The organism is Gordonia sp. NPDC057258 (genome assembly GCF_042668985.1).
Classification (GTDB): domain Bacteria; phylum Actinomycetota; class Actinomycetes; order Mycobacteriales; family Mycobacteriaceae; genus Gordonia; species Gordonia hongkongensis.
In genome coordinates, this window is sequence record NZ_JBHUXZ010000008.1 from 58,209 (window position 1) to 78,299 (window position 20,091).

Annotated in this window: 17 protein-coding genes and 2 pseudogenes; 12 read left to right on the forward strand and 7 right to left on the reverse strand. The window is 67.4% G+C overall.

Annotated elements, in window-relative coordinates; translation table 11 throughout:
- The first annotated feature begins 2 nt into the window (after positions 1-2).
- The 4 genes from ACFUEJ_RS08230 to ACFUEJ_RS08245 all read left to right on the forward strand — a co-directional run bounded on the left by ACFUEJ_RS08230 (position 3) and on the right by ACFUEJ_RS08245 (position 3,213).
- Complete coding sequence (locus tag ACFUEJ_RS08230; RefSeq protein WP_137809513.1) at positions 3-401, forward strand: heat shock protein transcriptional repressor HspR; 399 nt, start codon at positions 3-5, stop codon at positions 399-401.
- Positions 402-445: 44 nt separating this feature from the next.
- Positions 446-913, forward strand: coding sequence for an SRPBCC family protein (locus ACFUEJ_RS08235; RefSeq protein ID WP_338855963.1), 468 nt, complete (start codon positions 446-448; stop codon positions 911-913).
- 18 nt (positions 914-931) lie between these two features.
- Complete coding sequence (locus ACFUEJ_RS08240) at positions 932-2,038, forward strand: hypothetical protein (RefSeq protein WP_259936746.1); 1,107 nt, start codon at positions 932-934, stop codon at positions 2,036-2,038.
- Positions 2,039-2,136: 98 nt separating this feature from the next.
- The gene (locus ACFUEJ_RS08245) at positions 2,137-3,213 is read left to right on the forward strand and encodes a hypothetical protein (RefSeq protein ID WP_338855962.1); all 1,077 of its coding nucleotides are present in this window, start codon (positions 2,137-2,139) and stop codon (positions 3,211-3,213) included.
- A gap of 38 nt (positions 3,214-3,251) precedes the next feature.
- Here the strand turns inward: ACFUEJ_RS08245 and ACFUEJ_RS08250 are convergent.
- Positions 3,252-4,415, reverse strand: a pseudogene (locus ACFUEJ_RS08250) (FAD-binding oxidoreductase); the annotation flags it as partial.
- A gap of 113 nt (positions 4,416-4,528) precedes the next feature.
- On the opposite strand from ACFUEJ_RS08250, the gene ACFUEJ_RS08255 reads away from it, so the two are divergent.
- Entirely contained in the window at positions 4,529-5,662 is a 1,134-nt protein-coding gene (locus tag ACFUEJ_RS08255; protein ID WP_068970792.1) for an amidohydrolase, read from the forward strand.
- Between the two features lie 4 nt (positions 5,663-5,666).
- Here ACFUEJ_RS08255 and ACFUEJ_RS08260 read toward each other — a convergent pair whose 3' ends face one another.
- Positions 5,667-6,617, reverse strand: a complete 951-nt coding sequence (locus ACFUEJ_RS08260; protein ID WP_388028582.1) for a serine/threonine-protein kinase — start codon at positions 6,615-6,617, stop codon at positions 5,667-5,669.
- A 61-nt stretch (positions 6,618-6,678) separates the two neighbouring features.
- A complete protein-coding gene (locus ACFUEJ_RS08265; RefSeq protein WP_388028585.1) occupies positions 6,679-7,104 on the reverse strand; it encodes a nitroreductase/quinone reductase family protein in 426 nt (141 codons plus the stop codon).
- Between the two features lie 85 nt (positions 7,105-7,189).
- Here ACFUEJ_RS08265 and ACFUEJ_RS08270 point away from each other — a divergent pair, with 85 nt between their 5' ends.
- Positions 7,190-8,554 (forward strand): FAD-binding oxidoreductase, encoded by a 1,365-nt coding sequence (locus tag ACFUEJ_RS08270; RefSeq protein WP_388028588.1) that lies wholly within the window; start codon positions 7,190-7,192, stop codon positions 8,552-8,554.
- Here ACFUEJ_RS08270 and ACFUEJ_RS08275 read toward each other — a convergent pair.
- The gene (locus tag ACFUEJ_RS08275) at positions 8,502-9,638 is read right to left on the reverse strand and encodes a diguanylate cyclase (RefSeq protein WP_388028591.1); all 1,137 of its coding nucleotides are present in this window, start codon (positions 9,636-9,638) and stop codon (positions 8,502-8,504) included. The two genes, ACFUEJ_RS08270 and ACFUEJ_RS08275, sit on opposite strands and share 53 nt — an antisense overlap.
- Here ACFUEJ_RS08275 and ACFUEJ_RS08280 point away from each other — a divergent pair.
- The 3 genes from ACFUEJ_RS08280 to ACFUEJ_RS08290 all read left to right on the forward strand — a co-directional run bounded on the left by ACFUEJ_RS08280 (position 9,624) and on the right by ACFUEJ_RS08290 (position 11,354).
- A complete protein-coding gene (locus tag ACFUEJ_RS08280; RefSeq protein ID WP_388028594.1) occupies positions 9,624-9,806 on the forward strand; it encodes a hypothetical protein in 183 nt (60 codons plus the stop codon). The genes ACFUEJ_RS08275 and ACFUEJ_RS08280 overlap by 15 nt on opposite strands.
- A 353-nt stretch (positions 9,807-10,159) precedes the next feature.
- Positions 10,160-11,071 carry a LysR family transcriptional regulator gene (locus ACFUEJ_RS08285; protein WP_058249674.1) on the forward strand — a complete coding sequence of 304 codons (912 nt, stop codon included), beginning with the start codon at positions 10,160-10,162 and terminating at the stop codon, positions 11,069-11,071.
- 25 nt (positions 11,072-11,096) lie between these two features.
- The gene (locus ACFUEJ_RS08290) at positions 11,097-11,354 is read left to right on the forward strand and encodes a hypothetical protein (RefSeq protein WP_388028597.1); all 258 of its coding nucleotides are present in this window, start codon (positions 11,097-11,099) and stop codon (positions 11,352-11,354) included.
- Between the two features lie 22 nt (positions 11,355-11,376).
- Here ACFUEJ_RS08290 and ACFUEJ_RS08295 read toward each other — a convergent pair.
- Positions 11,377-13,191, reverse strand: a pseudogene (locus ACFUEJ_RS08295) (BCCT family transporter).
- Positions 13,192-13,334: 143 nt separating this feature from the next.
- Positions 13,335-13,934, reverse strand: coding sequence for a TetR-like C-terminal domain-containing protein (locus tag ACFUEJ_RS08300; protein ID WP_388028599.1), 600 nt, complete (start codon positions 13,932-13,934; stop codon positions 13,335-13,337).
- A 51-nt stretch (positions 13,935-13,985) separates the two neighbouring features.
- On the opposite strand from ACFUEJ_RS08300, the gene ACFUEJ_RS08305 reads away from it, so the two are divergent.
- Genes ACFUEJ_RS08305 through ACFUEJ_RS08315 form a run of 3 tightly spaced genes read left to right on the forward strand, consistent with a single transcriptional unit; the run spans position 13,986 to position 18,478 of the window.
- The gene (locus ACFUEJ_RS08305; protein WP_388028602.1) at positions 13,986-15,101 is read left to right on the forward strand and encodes a hypothetical protein; all 1,116 of its coding nucleotides are present in this window, start codon (positions 13,986-13,988) and stop codon (positions 15,099-15,101) included.
- Positions 15,102-15,110: 9 nt separating this feature from the next.
- Positions 15,111-16,109, forward strand: a complete 999-nt coding sequence (locus tag ACFUEJ_RS08310) for a TIGR03617 family F420-dependent LLM class oxidoreductase (RefSeq protein WP_388028605.1) — start codon at positions 15,111-15,113, stop codon at positions 16,107-16,109.
- Positions 16,106-18,478 carry a PEP/pyruvate-binding domain-containing protein gene (locus ACFUEJ_RS08315; RefSeq protein ID WP_388028608.1) on the forward strand — a complete coding sequence of 791 codons (2,373 nt, stop codon included), beginning with the start codon at positions 16,106-16,108 and terminating at the stop codon, positions 18,476-18,478. The genes ACFUEJ_RS08310 and ACFUEJ_RS08315 overlap by 4 nt, the downstream gene beginning before the upstream one ends.
- Positions 18,479-18,634: 156 nt before the next feature.
- Here ACFUEJ_RS08315 and ACFUEJ_RS08320 read toward each other — a convergent pair whose 3' ends face one another.
- Positions 18,635-19,981 (reverse strand): MFS transporter, encoded by a 1,347-nt coding sequence (locus ACFUEJ_RS08320; protein ID WP_388028611.1) that lies wholly within the window; start codon positions 19,979-19,981, stop codon positions 18,635-18,637.
- Positions 19,982-20,091 lie beyond the last annotated feature (110 nt).

A 20,091-nucleotide genomic window follows, 5' to 3' on the forward strand; every position in this document is an offset into this window, starting at 1 on the left:
TGATGGCCGGTGCGGGCAACTTCGACGGCGACGGCGCGACCTTCCTGATCTCGGTGGCCGCCGAACTCGCCGGCATGCACGCCCAGACCCTGCGGACGTATGACCGCCTGGGCCTGGTCACCCCGCAACGGACGAGTGGCGGTGGCCGCCGCTACTCGTCCCGCGACGTCGAACTCCTGCGCGAGATCCAGCGTCTCTCGCAGGAGGAAGGCGTCAACCTCGCGGGCATCAAACGCATCATCGACCTGAGCAATCAGGTCGAGGCGCTCCAGCACCGCGTGCGCGAGCTGACCGACGAGGTGCAGGCGTCGCGGACCCGCCGCGGCGGCGAACTCGTCCCCGTGCCGCGCACCAACGCCCTGGTCGTCTGGCAGCCGCGACGCAAACGCACCACCGACTGACGCGGTTTCGACGCGAGCCCACGGACGTGCGTAACGTTGAGCGTATGGCTCCTGAACCCGTCACCACCGTCGACTCCGGCCCGCACAAGGTCTCGCGCCGGGTCGTCGTGAACGCCCCGGTCGCCGATGTGTTCGCGCTCGTGTCGAATCCGCATCGGCATCCGGAGCTCGACGGTTCCGGCACGGTCCGCGACACCCCCGTGGACGGGCCCGAGACGCTGACCCGTGGGGCGCGTTTCAGCGTCGGGATGAAGCAGTACGGCGTGCCGTACAAGATCACCTCGACCGTCACCGACTTCGAACCCGGCCGGGTCGTCGAATGGCAGCACCCGATGGGGCACCGCTGGCGGTGGGAACTCGACTCGACGTCACCGACCACGACCGCGGTCACCGAGACCTTCGACTACTCGACGCTCCGGGTACCGAAGATCATGGAACTCATCGGCTACGACAAGAAGAACGGCAAGGGGATCGAGGGCACCCTGCGGGCCCTCGCGGCCCGGTTCGCCTGAGCCGGACCGTCACCCTTGATGGACTCCTCTTCCCCCGAGTCGTTCCCCGAGCCCGGCACCTCGGATGAACCCGTCGTCGTCCTCGGCATCGTCGCCGCGCCGGGCCAGGCGATCGACCTCGCCCGCAAGCTCATCGAAGCCGACCTCACCGACCACATCCAGACGACCTTCCCTGGCGCGCGCTGGCAGCTGGATCTCCTCGAGGCCGGCGTCGTACAGCCGCCGGCCGGCGACGCCGAGATCGTCGACGCCACAAGAGATCTTCTGCTCGAACACGAGTGGGATCTGGTGCTCTGCCTGACCGACCTGCCGCTACACGTCGGCAAACGTCCGGTCGTCGCGCACGCCAACGCAGTGCACGGCGTCGCGGTCCTCTCGGTGCCGGCGCTCGGCGCCACCGGAGTGCGGCAGCGGGCCCGCGGCATCATCACCGGACTCGTCGGTCAACTCCTCGGTGCCGACGCCGACGACCTCCGCGGTCACCAGAAGTCGCCGGCGCGGTCGGCGCTGCGCCATCGCGTGCGCCAACTCGGGACCGACGTCGACGAGGCGGGCACCGCGTTCACCGCGCGTGTCCTGACCGGGAACCTGCGTCTGCTCACCGGCATGGTGCGCGCCAACCGCCCGTGGCGGCTGGCACTCGGCCTGAGCCGCGCACTCACCGGCGCTATCGCGGCCGGGGTTTTCGCACTGGTGACCGCCGACATCTGGCTGCTCGCAGACACTTTCGGTGGGATTCGGCTCACCGGCGTGGCACTCGGTTCGATCATCGCGATCACCGCGACCCTGATCATCGGCGCCGACCTGTGGGAACGCGGCGGCTCCCGACAGACGCGAGAACAGGTGGTGCTGTTCAACATCGTCACCATGATCACAGTCGTTCTCGGTGTGGGCGCGTTCTACGCGGCGCTGTTCGTCTTGTCCGCGATCGGCGCGCTCTGCCTCGTGGTGCCGCAGGTCATCGGTGCGACGCTCGACCACCCTGTCGGCTTCACCGACTATCTGGAGGTTGCCTGGCTGACGTGCTCCCTCGCGACCGTCGGCGGCGCCCTGGGCGCCGGCCTGGAAACCGACGAGGCGGTGCGCGACGCCGCGTACACCCAGCACGCTGCCGAGTCGATCTGAGCCGGACGCCGGACACAGCCGGATGCCCCGGTCCTCGCGTCAGCCGCTAGGCTTGCGGGTCAGAACGCCACAGCAAGGTCGGCGACGGGAGGTGAACCATGTCCGAGGTACCGGCAAACGGCCCGATGCCGGGGTTCGTGGTCCTGGGTATCTCCGTCGTCGACGACCAGATCAGCTCGGTGGTCCGCGACGCCGACGGCCACGTCCTGGCGAGCAATCTCGTCGACCTCCCGGACGCGTCGGCGGCCGGTGCCGAGGCCGCGATCCTCGAACTCGTCGATTCCGTCCCTGTGGAGGTCGACCGCATCGGGATCTCGGCGTCCCGCGCAGACGTCCGCGACCACCTGGCTCGGGCCTTCGCGCCGGGCGTCGGCACCGGGCCGTCGTGGACGGAGAAGGTCGTCGTCACCGGCTATGCCGCCGCACTCGCCGAGATCGCATGCACGCATGCGACGCGCGGTGGGGTGGTGGCCGTCGTCGACCTGGATCGCGATGCCGCGCCGGCCGCCGGCACGACCCTCGCCACCGTCGACACGTCCTCCGGCGCCGTGCTCGGCACGACCGACTTCGCGCCGGGCGAGGTCGCCTCGGTCACCGACACCGACGCGGCGACCCGGCTCGCGACGGCGGTCACCCGCCTGCCGCGCGGGCGTGACATCACGTCGGTCATCGTGGTCGGCCCCGGCGCGCAACTCCCCGGCATCGCGCCGGCCTTCGAGTACGCGGCGCAACGCCCCGTCACCGTCGCGGACAACCCGGCGCTGGCCTCGGCCCTCGGTGCGGCCGACGCCGCGGTGGTAGCCGCGGCAGCACCCCCCGTCGCCCCGCGGACGTCGACGGGACGTCGCTGGTGGTTCGTCGGCGCCGCCATCGGCGCGGCCGTGTTCCTGGCCGCCGTCGGGATGACGCTGATCCTCACCGCCGAGTCGACGGTCGCCGAACCCGCGCCCGTCACCGTGACCGAGACACCGGCAGCGGTCACCTCGACCCAGGAGGCGACGGTCACCGAGACCGAGACGGAGACCTCCGTCCGCACGACGACGGTCACCAGCACCCCGCGTCCGGTCACTCGAACGGAGACGGTGACTGAGTCGGCTCCCGAGACGTACACCGTGACCGAGACCGAAACGGTCACGGCTCCGGCCGGCGGCGAGCCGAGCCTCGAAGTCCCCTGAGCCGCAACCGGTTCGGGGAATTCAACTCTTGTGCCGGCTCAGAACACCGGGTCGTGCTGGATGCGGCTGGCCCGGACGCCCGCGATGATCAGCGTGCGTCGGGTGTTTTCTATCATCTGCGGTGATCCCGCGATGAGCACCTGACGGTCCTGCCAGTCACCGGACCGGGCCACGACGTCGGCGAGGGTGCCGATCTCGTGGTCGATGCCGAGCTCGGCGGGTGTCGCCACCGCGTTGATCCACCACGGATCGCTCTCCTCCTGGGACACGGCGGTGACCCGCAGCCAGGGATTGGTCGACGCGATGCGGCGCAGGACGGTCAGGTCGTAGAGCTCGCCCGGGTAGCGCATGCCGTAGAAGATGTGCGTCTCCGGCGAATCCGCGCGCATGGACATCTCGATCAACAACGCCCGCAGCGGTGCGAGCCCGGTCCCGCCCGCCACCATGAGGACCTTGCTGTCGCGGTCGACGTGAAGCGTCCCGTGCCCCTGGGCGAGGGTCCACACATCGCCGATGCTGGTCTCGCTCACGATCGCGGTGCTGACCGTTCCACGGGGGATCGCACGCACGTGGAACTCCAGTTCACCGGCCGGGTTGGGCGGGATGGCGGGGGAGAGATTGCGCCACTGCTTGGGCCATTGCGGGGTGTGCACCTCGAGGTACTGGCCCGTGTTGAACGTGAGCGGCGAGTGGGCGAGGAGTCGGACGACCGCGAGGTCCCGGGTGATCCGGTACTTCTCGACGACCTCGGCGGTCCAGCGCGCGGGATGGGTCGCGCTCTCGGCCGCGCCCCGCATGACCCCGGTGACCAGCATCATCGCCTGCGAGACGGTCTGTTCGGTCTCGGCGTCCCAGTAACCGGCCATGAGGCTGCCGAACTCGCCCATCAGGGCGGCGTACATCACGTGGTAATGCTCGGGCTCGACCCCGAACTTGCGATGGTCGCGTCCGAGCTGCGCGAGGAACTCCACGAGTTCGGCGTGACCCGACTCGGCCGGGATCGCTTCCAGCACATGGTCGATGACCCGATGGAAGGCCACTCGCTGGGCCGCCATCGACACCCCGAACAGGTCACGCAGGTCGGGATCGATCGCGAACATCCGGGTGTAGACGTTGGTGACGAACCGGTCGGGTTGCCGATTGACAGCCGTCCGCAGCTGATGCAGCGCGTGGCGCGTATGTGTCGCCATCTCGAAAAGATCACACCTCCGTCGCGGCTCGTCTCCCCGCCCGGTTCAAGATAGTCCTCAACACGGCACAATTCATGATCCGGCATCCCATGTCGGACAGTGATGAGGTGTGGCAAGGTACGGGGATGACGTCCCTCGAAGGGGTCCTCACGGGCATCGTTGATGCCCATGTGCAGCACTGGAACCCGCGGCGCACCCCGTGGGCGGCCACGCGGGCGTCGCGGCTGTACGGGTTCGTCCCCACCTTGGGCGACCGGGTGTTTCCGCTCGTGGTCTCGCGCGCCGACCGCGAGTACATCCTGACCCCGCGCACCGTGGCCCGGGCCTACGAGCCGCGTCAGTACGCCACCGATGCGGCGCTGGTGCCGACCGTGGTGGGGGTACCGATCGACACGGTGGTGCACGTCGAGTCGCATTGGCGCCGCGAGGTCGCCGACGCCGCGGAGCCCCCGGTGGACAGCACCGCCGTCGAGGAGACCCGATATCTCGAGAGCCTGCCGTTCGGCCAGGCCGGCACCCCCCGCCTCGGCGCCGTCATCTCGCACGGCGATCCGCGGACCCGCACGTTCGCGACCATGCTCGACGAACAGTTCGCGGCCTCCCCGCGGTTCCGCGGCATCCGCATCGTCGCGTCCCGACATCCTGATCCGCGCGTCCGCGATGGCGGGGACACCGACAACCTGCTGTCCTCGACGGCGTTCCTCGAGGGGTTCGCCGAACTCGCGAGCCGCGATCTGGTCTTCGAGGCGTCGGTGTACTCCCATCAGCTGTACGACGTCATCCTGCTGGCCCGGGAGTACCCGGACACGACGATCGTCCTCGACCACTTCGGCATCCCGGCGGGGGTCTTCGGTCCCGTCGGTGTCCGCACCGGCGCGACAGCCGCTGCGCGCGCGGACATCTGGCGATTGTGGCGAGAACGGATGACGACCCTCGCGAACCACCGCAACGTCGTCGTCAAGCTGTCGGGTCTGGCGATGCCGATACTGGGTTACGGTCACGAACGGTGGGGCAACATCGGCGGTCAGGCCACGCTCGCCGAGATGATCGGTCCCTTCGTCGAGCACATCGTCACCCATTTCGGGTCGGACCGCATCATGTTCGGGTCCAACTATCCGATCGATCGGCCGAACGCCGCGGTCGACGTGCTGGTCGGCGCACTCGTCGACTGTGTGTCCCAGTGGGGTTCGGAGGCTTTGCGGAAGATATTCCGCGACACCGCTGTTCGTGTCTATGCGATCGACGACGCGGCGGGTTGACCGCTCACCGGCCGCGGGGCCACCAGGTCGAGCGTTGCGGCGACTCCGGAACGGGCACGTCCCGCATGAGCCGGGTCAGGATCTCGACGAGGGCGGTGCACGAGGGATACCGGTCGTCCGGTGACTTCGCCAGCGCCTTGGCGAAGATCGAGTTCATCGCCGACGGCAGCCAGGGGCGGCGTCGGGTGAGTTTCGGCGGGTCGTCGTTGAGGTGGGCATAGGTGATCGCGAAAGCGGTGTTCCGCGGATACGGCGGTGTGCCCGTGATGAGTTCGACGAGCGTGCACGCGAATGCGTAGAAATCGGTTGCCGGGGTGAGCTTCTGGGCCTGCAGTAGTTCGGGCGAGGCGTAGCCGATGGAACCCTGCACACGACCGTTGCGCGCGAGTGGACGGGTGTCGTCGAGGAACTGGGCGATCCCGAAGTCCGAGAGGTAGGCGTCGAGGGGTGTACCCACAGATCGCGGGGTGCGGGAGAGGAGGATGTTCGCGGGTTTCACGTCGCGATGCAGGATGTCCTGCGAATGCGCATGATCCAGCGCATCGGCGATCTGCATCGCCACCCGCAGGATGGTGTCCATGTCCGGCTCGTCGCCGCGCTCGGGGACGAGGGCGGTCGCCGCGGGGCCGCCGATGTACTGCATGGTCAGCCACATCGACGGCAGGTGCCGCGGCCCGAGCGACCCGCGCGGCGAGGCGATCTCGCCGTGCTCGATCATGCGCACGATGTGCGGATGGTCGAGCAGCGACGCGATCCCGAATTCCCGTTCGAAGCGCTCCCGGACCCGCGCGTGGTCGGACGCGTTCGGGTGCAGGACCTTCAGGGCCAGCGGCCCATCGCACGACGGGCCCCCGTCGTCGCCGGTGCGATGGACCCGGAACACATCTGCGCTCGCCCCGCCACCGAGGAAGTCGTCGATGGTGAAGCCGGCCACGCTCTCGCCAACCTCGAACACCCTGCCAGGGTAGTGGCGTTCGAGGGCCGGCCGCGGTAACCGCGGTGCCCGCGAGCCGGGGTCAGCGAGCCGGTGTCAGCTTGAAGATCGGGAACCGCCGGCCCTGCGCGGTCTCGGTGTACTTCAGGAACTGCTCGGATGCCGAGATGAACTTCTGCCACGCGGGTTCCCAGTCGTCACCCTCGACTTCGGTCACCGCGGTGTCGAGCCGTTCGACGCCGTTCTCCGCCGGTGCCTCCACAGCGACCGATTCGGGATGGGCCCGCAGGTTGTGCACCCACGCCGGGGCCTTCGGCGAACCGGCGTACGAGCCGATGACCAGCCAGCTGTCGGCGTCGGGCAGCGCGAACAGGGGACTGATCCGCGGCTCGCCGGACTTGGCGCCCAGCGTGTGCAGGAGCACGAGGTTCTTGCCGAAGCCGGCGGTGTCCACATGCCCGTTGTTGGAGCGGAACTCGTTGATGACGGTCGCGTTGAAATCGTTCACGTTGCTCATTGTCGCGGTGCCCGGCGTTTCCGGCCATGTATCAATCTGAAACCGTGGTCGTTCGGTCTGCGAATACTCTGAACAGATGAGTGTCGACCCGAGTTCGCTGGCCGCTTCCCTCCCCAACGGCATGGTGGTCACCGACGCCGACATCCTGGCCGGCTACCGGCAGGACCGTGCCGCCGATCCGACGGCCGGCACCCCGCTCGCGCTGGTTCGGCCGACCACCACCGCCGAAGTGCAGGACACCGTCCGCTGGTGTGCCGCCAACGGTGTCCCGGTCATCACGCGGGGTGCGGGTACCAGTCTGTCGGGCGGGTCGACGGCCGTCGACGGCGCGATCATGCTCTCCACCGAGAAGATGCGGGACATCGACGTCGACCCGGCGACGCGCACCGCGGTCGTGCAACCCGGACTGTTCAACTCGGAGGTGAAGGCCGCGGCCGCCGCGTCGGGTCTGTGGTATCCGCCGGACCCGTCGTCGTTCGAGATCTGCTCGATCGGGGGGAACGTCGCCACCAACGCCGGCGGGCTGTGCTGCGTCAAGTACGGCGTCACCACGGACTACGTCCTGGGCCTCGAGGTGGTGCTGGCCGACGGCCGGGCGGTACGCGTCGGCGGCAAGCAGCTCAAGGACTCCGCGGGCCTGCCGCTGACCAAGCTGTTCGTGGGCAGCGAGGGGCTTCTCGGGATCATCACTGAGGTCACCTTGCGGCTGTTGCCACCGCAGGGCCCGGCCAGCACCGTCGTCGGTGTGTTCGGTTCGGTGCACGACGCCAGCCGGGCGGTGTTGGCGGTCACCGGGGACATGCGTCCCGCGATGCTCGAGTTCATGGACTCGGTGGCCATCAACGCCGTCGAGGACCTGTTGCGGATGGGCCTCGACCGGGAGGCCGGGGCGCTCCTCGTCGCCCAGTCCGACGCCCCGGGTGCGGCCGGCGCGGCCGAGGTCGAGTTCATCCGGAAGGCGTTCGAGACGAACGGCGCCGGGGAGGTCTTCGCGACCGACGACCCCGTCGAGGGCGAGGCGTTCACCGCGGCCCGCCGCGCGGCGATCCCGGCGGTGGAGAAGCTGGGATCGCTGTTGCTCGAGGATGTCGGCGTACCGCTGCCCTCGCTGCCCGACCTCATCGACGGTGTCGCCGAGATCGCGGCCGACAACCGGGTGATGATCTCGGTGATCGCCCACGCCGGCGACGGCAACACGCACCCGCTGATCGTCTTCGACCCCGCCGATGTGGACGAGGCGGAGCGCGCGCAGGTCGCCTTCGGTCAGATCATGGACCTCGCGATCGAGTTGGGCGGCACCATCACCGGCGAGCACGGGGTGGGGCGACTGAAGAAGGGCTGGCTGCCCGACCAGGTGGGGCCCGACGTCATGGAACTGACGGCTCGGATCAAGCAGGCTCTCGACCCCGACGGTCTGCTGAACCCGGGCGTGCTGTTGTAGCCGGGCGTCCTTCGGTGGGCCGGGGGGCGGCGGTGCGCCCCGCCACCACATAGGTGTCGCGGCCTGCGGCCTTGGCGTCGAAGAGCGCGTCGTCGGCGACGTCGAACTCGTGCCGGATGAAGGCGTCGGCGTCGTCGGGGGACATGTGGCCGCCCGGTGTGACACCCACGGCGATCCCCAGGCTCATCGTCGCGGTCGCACCACCGGGGATCGTGATGCGCCGCGCGCGGATGCGTTCGGCGAGCGCGCGCACCGAGGTCTCGTCGGCGAGCGTCGCGATCGCGAACTCGTCACCGCCGAGCCGCGCGACGATGGCCTGCTCGTCGGTGGCCCCCTGCAGAATTGCCGCGACCCGCTCCAGGACGTCGTCACCCGTCGCGTGACCGTGTTCGTCGTTGATGGCCTTGAACCGGTCGACATCCGCGGTGACCAATGCGAACGGGTGAGCGGGGCTGCGACGGAGCATTGTCGTCGTCGCGTAGATGAAGCCGCGACGATTCAGCAATCCGGTGAGCGAATCGGTATTCGCCATGATGAGCTGATGTTTCAGTGATCGCTGGAAATCGGATGTGTAACTGCGATGAAGGGCCGTGGTGCCATTGGTGACGACCAACAAAGCGAGTGTGGTGAACAGGACGTTCAACACCGGAGTGCCATCTGCCCACGACATGAGGCCCATCGCGCAGACCGCGATGCTCGAGTAGATCATGTGGGCGTACGCGACCGGGGACCGGACGAAATGGGCCACATATGACCCGATGACGGCGAAGATCACGGCGCAGAACTGGGCCAGGATGATGTCGGAGATGGCGAGGATCGCGACGGTCAGCACTGCGTCGGCCCACAGGACGAACAGGGTGTTGAATCCTCTGATCGACGACTGCTTGGTCCACCAGATCACGCCGAGGTGGACCCGGCTGACCACGTAAGCCATCGGGATCGTGGTGGCGACTACGATGCCGAGGGCGATCGAGCGCGGGACGGATCCCTGTGTGCCACTCGGCGTGAAGAGGGCGATCGTGCCGAGCGCCCCGCACACCGCGACCAGTACGGCGATGGTGACGCGGACATGCCATTCGCGCATCCGGACCTGTTTGAGGACGTGATCGGCGTTGTCGTAGAAAAGGTGATGATGGCCGGATATCTCACCGGTGGCCGGTCCGTGGCGAAGAGCCCGGAAATGAGCGGCGGGCCGTTCATCCTGGTCTCCGCGTTGTCGGTGCTCGATGGCCGCATCCTCTTTCACTCGTGATGCGCGTGACGCGCATGCATGTCGCGACGACGAATCGTCGAACACACGTTACGGAGTTTAGAGGACGATTAAAGATCGTTTCTTCTCGAAATCCGCGATATGACCCAACGGAGCGAAAGATGTAAGAATCGGCAGAATTGCCGTCGATCTGATGCGCGCTGAGACGGTCGTGCCGATCGGGCCCGATCAGCCGCCTCCTGCTGGGGTCCTCCCGTCCCCTCCGCGGGAGGGACCCCAGCAGGTAGTCCGAATGCGATGTGGCCGGCGCGAACCTGGCCTCGCGGAATTCAGCATATTGGCTCGATGGTCAACCTACAATCACATCAATCGGGATAACTGACAGGAGATCGTTGATGAATGGTCCCGGGGAGCCCGGACTACGTGATATCGACCTCCGACGACTGCGAATGTTCGTCGTCGTGATGGAGGCGCCCAGCCTTCGTGTCGCCGCGGATGACCTGTTCATCAGCCAGCAAGCGCTCTCCTCGGCGATCCGCGAACTCGAGCGACACCTGGGGGTGGAGCTCTTCTCGCGGTCGCGCCGAAGCCTCACGCCGACGCCCGCGGGTGAGGCGCTCTACCGTGGTGCAGTGCCGTTGCTGGCCGGTGGCGAACAGCTCGCGACGCAGGTACGACGGGTGGACGCCGGCTCGCCTGCGCCGTTCGTGATCGGTCACGCCCCGGACCTCGCCTCCTCCGAGGTCTTCCGGATCATCGAACCGGTGGTGCTCGCCGACTCGTCGGTGCCGATCACGGTACGACCGGTCTTCGCCGAACTCATTCGCGACGAGTTGCTGTCGGGAGCCATCGACATGGCTCTCGGACGAGGCGTGGCGGCCCCGCCGGACATGGCCACCACGATCGCGACACAACACGAACTGCGTCTGGCGGTGCGTGCCGATCACCCGCTGGCCGCGCACGACCGGGTCGACATGGCCGACCTCGCCGGCTACGAGATCGTCGTCTGGGGTCCCGAGCACGAGTACGAGTACACCGACATCCTCGTCGGCATGTGCCGGCGCGCCGGATTCGAACCGAAGATCATCCTGTCGACCCTGCTTGGTACGCCCCCGCACACGGCGGTGATCGCACACCCCAAGGCGTGCGCCTTCGTCACCAATGAACCCGGCTGGATCTACGTCAACCGCATCCGGATCGTCGAGTTCACCGATCCGCCGTTCGCGCCCGTCCGCGCGATGTGGCTGCCCAACACCTCGTCGACCCTCCGGCGACAGATCCTCGCCGCGGCCGAGAACTCGCTCTGAGACAGGCTCCGGCCGCAGGCCTCAGGTGCCGGCGAGCCTGCTGACCTGCACCGCGGTCACGTCGAAGATCCGCGGGTACCCGACCGTCGAGTCGGGGACGGCGCGGATGGACGGATCTCGCGCATGGTCACCTCGAACCGACCTCCCCGATCGGTTGGCGGAGAACGGGGTTGCCACGCGCGAATACCGCATCTTCGACTCGGAATGGTGGTTGTACGTGCTCAACCGCATCGCCGAAGACCCGACGCGGGTGTTCCATGCCATCGTCGACCTGGGGCGGTGACCTCGCGGCGGCGACCCCGCGCTCAGTTCTTCTCGGTCGGGTCGTCGTCGAGGGGGTTCTCCGGTTCGTGCTCTGCGGAGACGGAGAACGAACCTGTCTCGGGGTTGACCGTCACGGCGTGGTGGGGCACCTCGCGGACCGCGAGCACGATGGGCGAGCCGTCGCGGTTGCGGGCCGCTCCCTCGCCCGGTAGGCCCGCGAAGGTCGCCGACACCGGTTGGCGGGCCCTGCGGTGCCGCTGGTGCTGTGCCGCAGCCGAACCCGCGTCGCCCGTCGCCGCTCCCTCGGCTTGTTCGGTGGTACTCAGCTGTACGTAGCGCGGACGGACCGCGACGTCGTAGTGGAACGCGCGGAGCAACGAGACACATGCCAGGACCATGACGATCGAGAAGGGGACCGCGGTGGCGATGGACATCGTCTGGAGGGCGGTCAGCGAACTGGTGCCGCCGATCAGGAGCAGGACCGCGGCCGCCACACCCTGCAGGGACGCCCAGTAGACCCGGGTGAGCTTGGGCGTGTCGATCTTGCCGCCGGTCGCCAGCATGTCGATCACCAGCGACCCCGAGTCCGAGGACGTGACGAAGAACAGCACGACGATGACGATCGCGATGACGCTGCTGATGGCCGACATCGGCAGGGTGTCGAGGAGTTGGAACAACGACGTGTTGGTGTCGACCTCGCCGTCGACGAGCATGTCGCCGAACTCCATCTGCCGCAGGATGCCCGAGTCGCCGAACACGGTGAACCATATGGTGCTGACCAGGGTCGGCGTGATGAGCACGCCACCGATGAACTGCCGAATCGTCCGACCCCGCGAGATCCGCGCGATGAACATGCCGACGAACGGCGCCCAGCTGATCCACCAGCCCCAGTAGAAGATCGTCCACGCGCCCTCCCAGCCGTCGTCGGTGAACGGCGCGGTGCGCAGCATCAGATCCGGGAAGGCCTGGATGTAGTTGCCGATGTTCTGCACCCACGACTGGATCAGGAAGAGCGTCGAACCGAGCACCAGGACGAAGACGGTCAGTGCCGCCGCCACGGCCATGTTGAGGTTGGACAACCATCGCAGGCCCTTGGTCACCCCGGTGACCACCGAGAAGATGGCCAGGCCGGTGATGCCGATGATCAGCGCGACGATGATCCAGTTGTTGACGTCGACCCATCCGAGGTAATCGAGACCGGCGCTGATCTGCTGGATGCCGAAGCCGAGCGAGGTCGCGACGCCGAACAGAGTGCCGACGATGGCGACGATGTCGACCGCGTGACCCAGCCAGCCCTCGACGCGTTCGCGGCCGAGGAGCGGCTCGAGCAGCCACCGGACGGACAACGGCCGTCCCTTGCGGAAGGTCATGTAGGCCAGGCCGAGTCCGACGACGACGTAGATCGCCCAGGCGTGCAGACCCCAGTGATAGAGCGTCAGTTCCATCGCCTGATTGGCCGCGGCGTCGGTGCCACCCGGGATGCCGCCGGCCTCGGGCGGGTTCACGTAGTGCGAGAGAGGTTCGGCCACGCCGTAGAACACGAGTCCGATGCCCATCCCGGCAGCGAAGAGCATGGCGAACCAGGAGAGCACCCCGAACTCGGGGTCCTCGTCGTCCGCGCCGAGCTTGATGGTGCCGATCCGGCTGATCGCGCAGTACACCGCGAACAGGACGAAGCCGGTGGCGATCAGGACGTACCACCAGCCCACGCCGTCGGTGATTCATGTGTTCAGTTTGTCGAAGGCGTCGGCCGCGGTCTGAGCGTAGATCACCGCGAAGATGATCAGACCGAAGATGACGGCCGACGCGGTGAGGAACACCGGTTTGTGCAGTTCGCGCCACGCGTTGCGGAACATGGGGGACTCCCTCGGCTCAAGAGCTGTACGTGCTACGGCGGCGACAGCGAATCGCCGTGTCCGATTTTCGACCTTACGGACACCGCGATCTCGCGGCCGACCGGGGTGAGGCCGCGATCCGCGACGGCTTGATCCTCACGACGTCACGTCGACGGCCACCGCTCGGTGATCAGCTCGACCATCTCCTCGACCCACGCGTCGTCGAGTGCGGCGTCGCTGCGGATGAGGATGCGGAAGATCGCGGTACCGGCGACGACCTCCGCGAGCATGGGCAACCGGTCGTCGCCCCGGCGTTCCTGACCGAACCGGGATTCGAAGGCGGTGAGGTCGCCGGCGAGCCGGGCGATCATCTGACTGTGCAGCTCGGGTGAGGCCACGGTGTCGGCGATGAGACCGGGTAGCGCCACGCGCACCTCCGGCCGGTTGAACATCGCCCGCACGATCTCGACGAGCGCCCGGATGTCCTGTCGGGCGTCGCCCGAACCTGTTGGCGGCGCCAGGGTTTCGGCGGCCAGAACTGCTTCGTGGACGAGCTGGGCCTTGCCGGACCAGCGCCGGTAGATGGCCGCGGTGGTGGTGCCCGCGCGGGCCGCGATCGCCGAGAGGGACAGCGCCGGGTAGCCCGTCTCGAGGATGAGTTCGCGGGTGGCCGCGATGATCGCGGTATCGATCCGCCCGTCGCGGGGCCGTCCGGGCGACGCAGGGTTCGACCTCTTGTGTTCCCTTCGGCCATCTGCTGTCATGAGTCCCAGCATAGTTGCAATACGGTGTGCATCGTATTTATGGGAGGGTCCGTGGAACTCAGTCCACTCGACGAATATCCGATCCATCAGGCCCCGGCGCCGATCACCTGGCCGGCGACCTCCGACCGGAACTTCTACGACCGTTCGTACTTCAACGTCCTCGACCGCGAGGGCCGGTTCATGGCGCTGACCGGCATCGGCTACTACCCGCGGCTCGGGGTCAAGGACGCCTACTTCGTCGTCCGCCGCGGTGACACCCAGACCGCGGTGCACCTCAGCGACGCCATCGACGACGACCGCCTGCGGCAGAACGTCAACGGCTACCGCCTGGATGTGCTGGAGCCGTTGCAGGAACTGCATCTGACGCTGGCCGAGACCGAGGGGATCTCCGCCGACCTGACCTGGCGCGGTCTCTTCCCCGCGGCGCTGGAGAAGCCGCACGACATGCTCACCGAACGGCGGGTCACCCTGCAGGCGTGCCGGTTTGCGCAAGTGGGCAGCTGGCAGGGATGGATCGATGTCGACGGGGAGCGGTTGACGGTCGAGCACGACACCAGCGTGGCGAGCCGGGACCGGTCGTGGGGCATCCGCCCCGTCGGTGAGCCCGAACCCGCGGGCCGGCCCGACACCGCCTTCCGCGGTATGTGGTGGCTGTACCTGCCGTTGGCCTTCGACGACTTCCAGTTGTTCCTGATCCTGCAAGAGGATCCCGACGGTCATCGCAGTCTCTACGACTGCACGCGGCGCTGGCGGGACGGTCGCGTCGAGCAACTCGACGGTGTGCGCGTCGCCATCGACTACACGCCGGGCACACGGATCCCCCGGGGCGCGCACGTCGAGTTCCTGACCCGTGCCGGTGACCGGGTGGTCCTCGATGTCGAGTCGAAACTGTTCGCTCCCATCGCGTTCGGATCGGGGTACGGCGGCGACTCGTCGTGGGGACACGGCACATGGAAAGACGGACCGTTCGCCGAACGCGTCAGCTTCGACCTCACCGACCCGGAGGTGATGGCGCGGGCGCCCTTCAGTCTGATCGACCACGTCGGGTCGGCCGTCTGTACCGAACCGGACGGCACCGTCCGGCATGGTGCCGGTCTGTTCGAGCACGGCGTCATCGGTCCTCATCACCCGTCGGGATTCTCCGACTGGACCGATGTGATCGGCTAGGACATCGACATGAAGATCATGACGGCATTGTTCGATCCGGTCGGAGCAGTCGATCGCGTACGGGCGCTACAGGAGGCCGGCGCGTCGGGCGTGTTCACCTTCGAGGGTCCGCACGACGTGTTCACCCCGCTCGCGCTCGCGACCGCGGTCGACGGGCTCGACATCATGTCCAACGTGGCGATCGCGCTCCCGCGCAACCCGATCCAGCTCGCACACCAGGCCAACGACCTGCACTTGCTCAGTGAGGGCAGGTTCATTCTCGGACTCGGTACCCAGGTGCGCGCGCAGATCGAGAAGCGGTACGGCGCCGAGTTCGACCGACCCGTGGAGCGGATGAAGGAGATGGTCGGCGCCCTGCGCGCGATCTTCGCGACGTGGAACGACGGTGAGCGTCTGGACTTCCGGGGTCAGTACCACCGGCACACCCTGATGACGCCGACCTTCGTGCCCGGCCCCAACCCGTACGGGCCGCCACCGATCTACCTGGGCGCGCTGGGGCCCCGCCTGACCCGTGCCACCGCGGAGGTCGCGGACGGCCTGCTGGTGATGCCGTTCGGATCGAAGCGGTTCCTGCACGGCACGACGCTGCCCGCGGTCCGCGACGGTCTCGCGGCAGCCGGTCGGAGCGAGGACGACTTCGAGGTGGTGCCCGAGATCATCGTCTCGGTCGGCACGGGCGACGACGACCATGCCTCGACGCGAATGCTGTTGGCGTTCTACGGTTCCACTCCCGCATACCGGCCCGTGCTCGATGCGCACGGATGGGGCGACCTGCAGCCGGAACTCAACACGATGTCCAAACAGGGACGCTGGCAGGAGATGGCCGGACTCATCGACGACGAGATCCTCCACACCATCGCCGCCTGCGGCACTCCGGCCGAGATCGCCGCACACATCCGCGACCGCGTCGACGGTGTGTCGGACCGCATCTGCCTCTATCAACCGGGACCCATCGGTGTGGAACCGCTGGCCGAGATCGTCGACTCCCTGAGTGGTGAGGCGAGATGAGTTCGCAAACGGTCGAATTCGAGGAGATCGCCGACGACCGGTACGGCGGCAAGGCGGCCGGACTCGCACGTCTGCGGCGCCTGGGTCTCCGGGTGCCGCCCGGGTACGTCATCGCCGGCGTGTCGGGGGTGTCCGACGCTGCGACAGCACGATTCGACGAGATGGCCGCCGCCGGATGGACACCGGTCGCGGTCCGGTCCTCGGCCGTGGGGGAGGACGGGGACGACCAGTCCTTCGCCGGTCAGTACGACACCGTGCTGGGGGTCGACACCGTCGACCGCTTCGTCGACGCGGTTCGCGCCTGTGCCGACTCGGTGCACTCGCTCCGCGCGTCGTCGTACAGCGGGAATGCCTCGGCCACCATGAATGTGGTGGTCCAGCGGATGGTCGATGCGCGCGCCGCGGGCGTGGTGTTCACCGCGGACCCGGTCTCAGGTCGGCGGGACCTGACGGTGATCGACGTCGTTTCCGGACTCGGCGAGGCGCTCGTTGACGGGACGGTTGCTCCCGATCACGTCGTGCTCGATGCCGACGGAACCGCGGTGGTCAACGAAACCGTTGCGGCGCCGGTTCTGTCGCCGGTCGAGATCGCGGCGATCCAGTCCGGCGCCCGCCGGGCCGAGCAGGAGTGGGGCCGGCCGATGGACCTCGAATGGGCCATCGACAAATCCGGTGAACTCTGGTGGTTGCAGGCCCGGCCGATCACCACGCTGCCCGGTGACCTGAACGAGATGGACTCGCCGGTGGCCGGCGCCGACCATGTGTACACACGATGCAACATCGGCGAGATGATGCCGGGCGCGTTCTGCCCGCTGACCGCATCGGTCTCCGGGTTCGCGATCGACTACGCGATGCAGATGGTGCAGGTGGTCGCCCGGGCACAGGAGCGATACGAGAAACCCTGGCTGCAGGTGGGTTACTTCTACGGGCACATGTTCCTGAACCTGACCGAGGGCACGGCACTGAGTTCCGGCATCCTCGGGAACTCGCTGGAACAGTTCTCGACCTCGATCTGCGGGCGGGTCATCGACGAACTCGAACCCAAGCCGCCACAACCGTTCCGGCGCAAGCTCGGGAACACCGTCCGGCTGACCTCGCATGCGCTGTCGGTCGGTCCCGCCATTCGTCGACTGCCCGGTGAGATCGCCGGGTTCGCGGTGCCGACGAGCCGCGACCCCCGGATCGTATGGCAGGAGCTGGAAGCCGGGGTCGCCCAGTACTGCGACGTCACCCTCATCCATGTGCGGTCGTCCTCACGCGCTGCCGTCGCGGCGAATGTGCTCGAGAGCGTGCTGGTCCGGCGCGCGGAGAAGTACGGCCGCACCGAGGACGACGGCAAGGCCGAGGCCGCCCGGCTCATGGCCGGTGCGTCGGAAGTCGAGAGCGCGCTGATGCTCGCCGAACTCGACGCCGTCGTACGGACGATCGCCGCCGATTCCGCGGTGGCCGAGGAGTTCCTCTCCGCCGCACCGGACGTGGCGGTCGCCGGGCTGCGGTCGGCCTCCGGTGACGCAGGTCGCGCGTTGCAGCGTTTCCTCGAGCGGCACGGTCACCGCGGGTACCGCGAACTGTGTATCCGCGACCCGTCCTGGGCCGACGACCCCGGTGGTCTGGGGGCGATGATGCAGGTGATGCTGCGGTCTGCGCTCGACCCCGCCGTTCGGAATTCGGCCCCGGCGGCTGTCGACGAAACGCCGCCCGCCGCGATCAGGCTTCTCGCCCGCCTGGCGCAGGGGGGTGCACGGGGGCGCGAGGAGACGAAGTCGCGGATGGCGCTGATGGCACATCGGCTCAAGCGCGGTTACCGGCACCTCGGCGAGGTGTTGGCCGAGACCGGGCGGCTTCCCGACGCCGATCTCGTCTTCTTTGTCGACCGTGCGGAGCTGCAACGGGTTGTCGGTACCGGCGACATCACCGACCTCGTCGAGAGCGCGCAGAAGCGTCGGGAGGCGTTGTCGTATCAGGATCGGCTCGAGTTCGACGATGTGTCGGTCGGCCGCCCGTCCCCGCGCGTCGTAGCTCCCGAGCGGAATGTCGGCGATGGCCGGATCGTGGGTCGTCCGGCGGGCCGGGGAACCGTCGAAGGTGCGGTGCGCGTCGCGAAGTCGATCGTGGAGGCGCGTGATGTCCAGCGCGGTGAGATCCTCGTGGCACCCGTCACCGACGTCGGCTGGACGCCGTACTTCACCGTCATCGGCGCACTGGTCACCGACATCGGCAGTTCGGTCTCGCACGGTGCGGTGGTCGCCCGCGAATACGGGCTGCCGTGCGTCGTGAACACCCTGGTGGGCACCCAGGTGTTGCGAACGGGAGAGCGCGTGCGGGTCGATGGAGATCGCGGGATCGTCGAACGGCTCGAGAGTCGTTGACTGCCAGGCGGTAGGCGGGGATGTCGTCCGGAACAACCAACCGGTGCCGACTCTCGGCGTGCTGGACACCTGCGACGACACACGTCGAACACCGACACCGGCTGGTCACCATTGTCCGCGGTATCGGTGTTCGACCGGTGTACGAGCCCTCGGATCTCAGGTGCCCTTGGTGACCACCGGCTCGACTTCGACCACTGTGATATCCCCGGTCATCTTCGGATTCGCTTCCACACCTGCTGTCCGGTCCCCACCGTCGAAGACCCGCAACCATATCGTCGCGGCGGCCGACAATGCAGCGGCACCGGCGATGTACACGCCGAACGCGACAACTGTGCCGGTCGATGCGAGGAGGGCTGCCGCCACCAGGGGGGTGAGCCCGCTGCCGAAGATCGAGCCGAGTTGATAGCCCATCGAGACGCCCGAGTAGCCGACACGGGAGTCGTAGATACCGGCGAAGAAGGCGGCCATCGTCCCATACGCTGCAGCGTATGGAATGAAGATCAAGGCGTAGCCGAGCATTGCGAGACCGAACTGACCGGTGTCGAGCAGGAGAACCCAGGGGACACCCATGAGTCCCATGCCGATGTTCCCGATCAAGAACACCTTCTTGATCCCGACCCGATCTGCGGTACGCGCGAACACGGGGATCAAGATCAGGGTGATGACCTGACACAGCAGGACCATCAGCAGCATCTGGCTGTAGCTGAAGTCCAGTCTGGTCGTTCCGTAACTCAGGCTGTACACAGCGGCACCGTAGATGACGACGCCGGTACCGAGATAGGCGATTGCCATCAGAACCACCTGCTTCGGGTAGTGCCGGAGCAGAGTGACCAGAGGACTCTTCTCCTTCTTGTCCAGCTGTTCGACGCGTTCGAACTCTGGGCTCTCCTCGACGGCCAGTCGGATGACAAGACCGACGACAACGAGCGCGAAGCTGGCCAGGAAGGGAATTCGCCAACCCCAGCCGAGCAACTGGTCCTCCGACATCAGAGCCGTCGTGATCAGAAAGACGCCGTTCGCCATGATCTGACCCGCCGGGGACCCGGCCTGCACCCAACTCCCGTACAACCCTCGCCTGGCCTTGGGCGCGTGCTCGACTGTCATCAGAACAGCGCCGGCATACTCGCCACCTACTGAGAGGCCCTGTAACACACGAAGAATCACCAACAACACGGGTGCGATGATGCCGATCGAATCGTAGGACGGCAGAAGCCCGACCAAGCCGGTCGCCACACCCATCATCACGAGTGTCACGACGAGCGTGGGCCGGCGGCCGATACGATCTCCGAAGTGGCCGAAGATGATCCCGCCCAGCGGCCTGGCGACGAAGGCGACTCCGAAGGTCGCGAACGAGAGCAGAGTACCTACGAGCGGGTCATGCGAAGGGAAGAACACATGTCGGAAAACGAGTGCGCTGGCAGTGCCGTAGATGAAGAAGTCGTACCATTCGATGGACGTTCCTACGAAACTGCCGAGTGCTGCCTTTTTGGCGGACGTTAACATTCGGGACCTTTCTACCCGCCTTGGTGCGGGGACATCTGCGATGACTGGAATGATGGATTAATCGATGTTTGTATCCAGACCATTTCTGGACAATCGGCACCACCATTGCT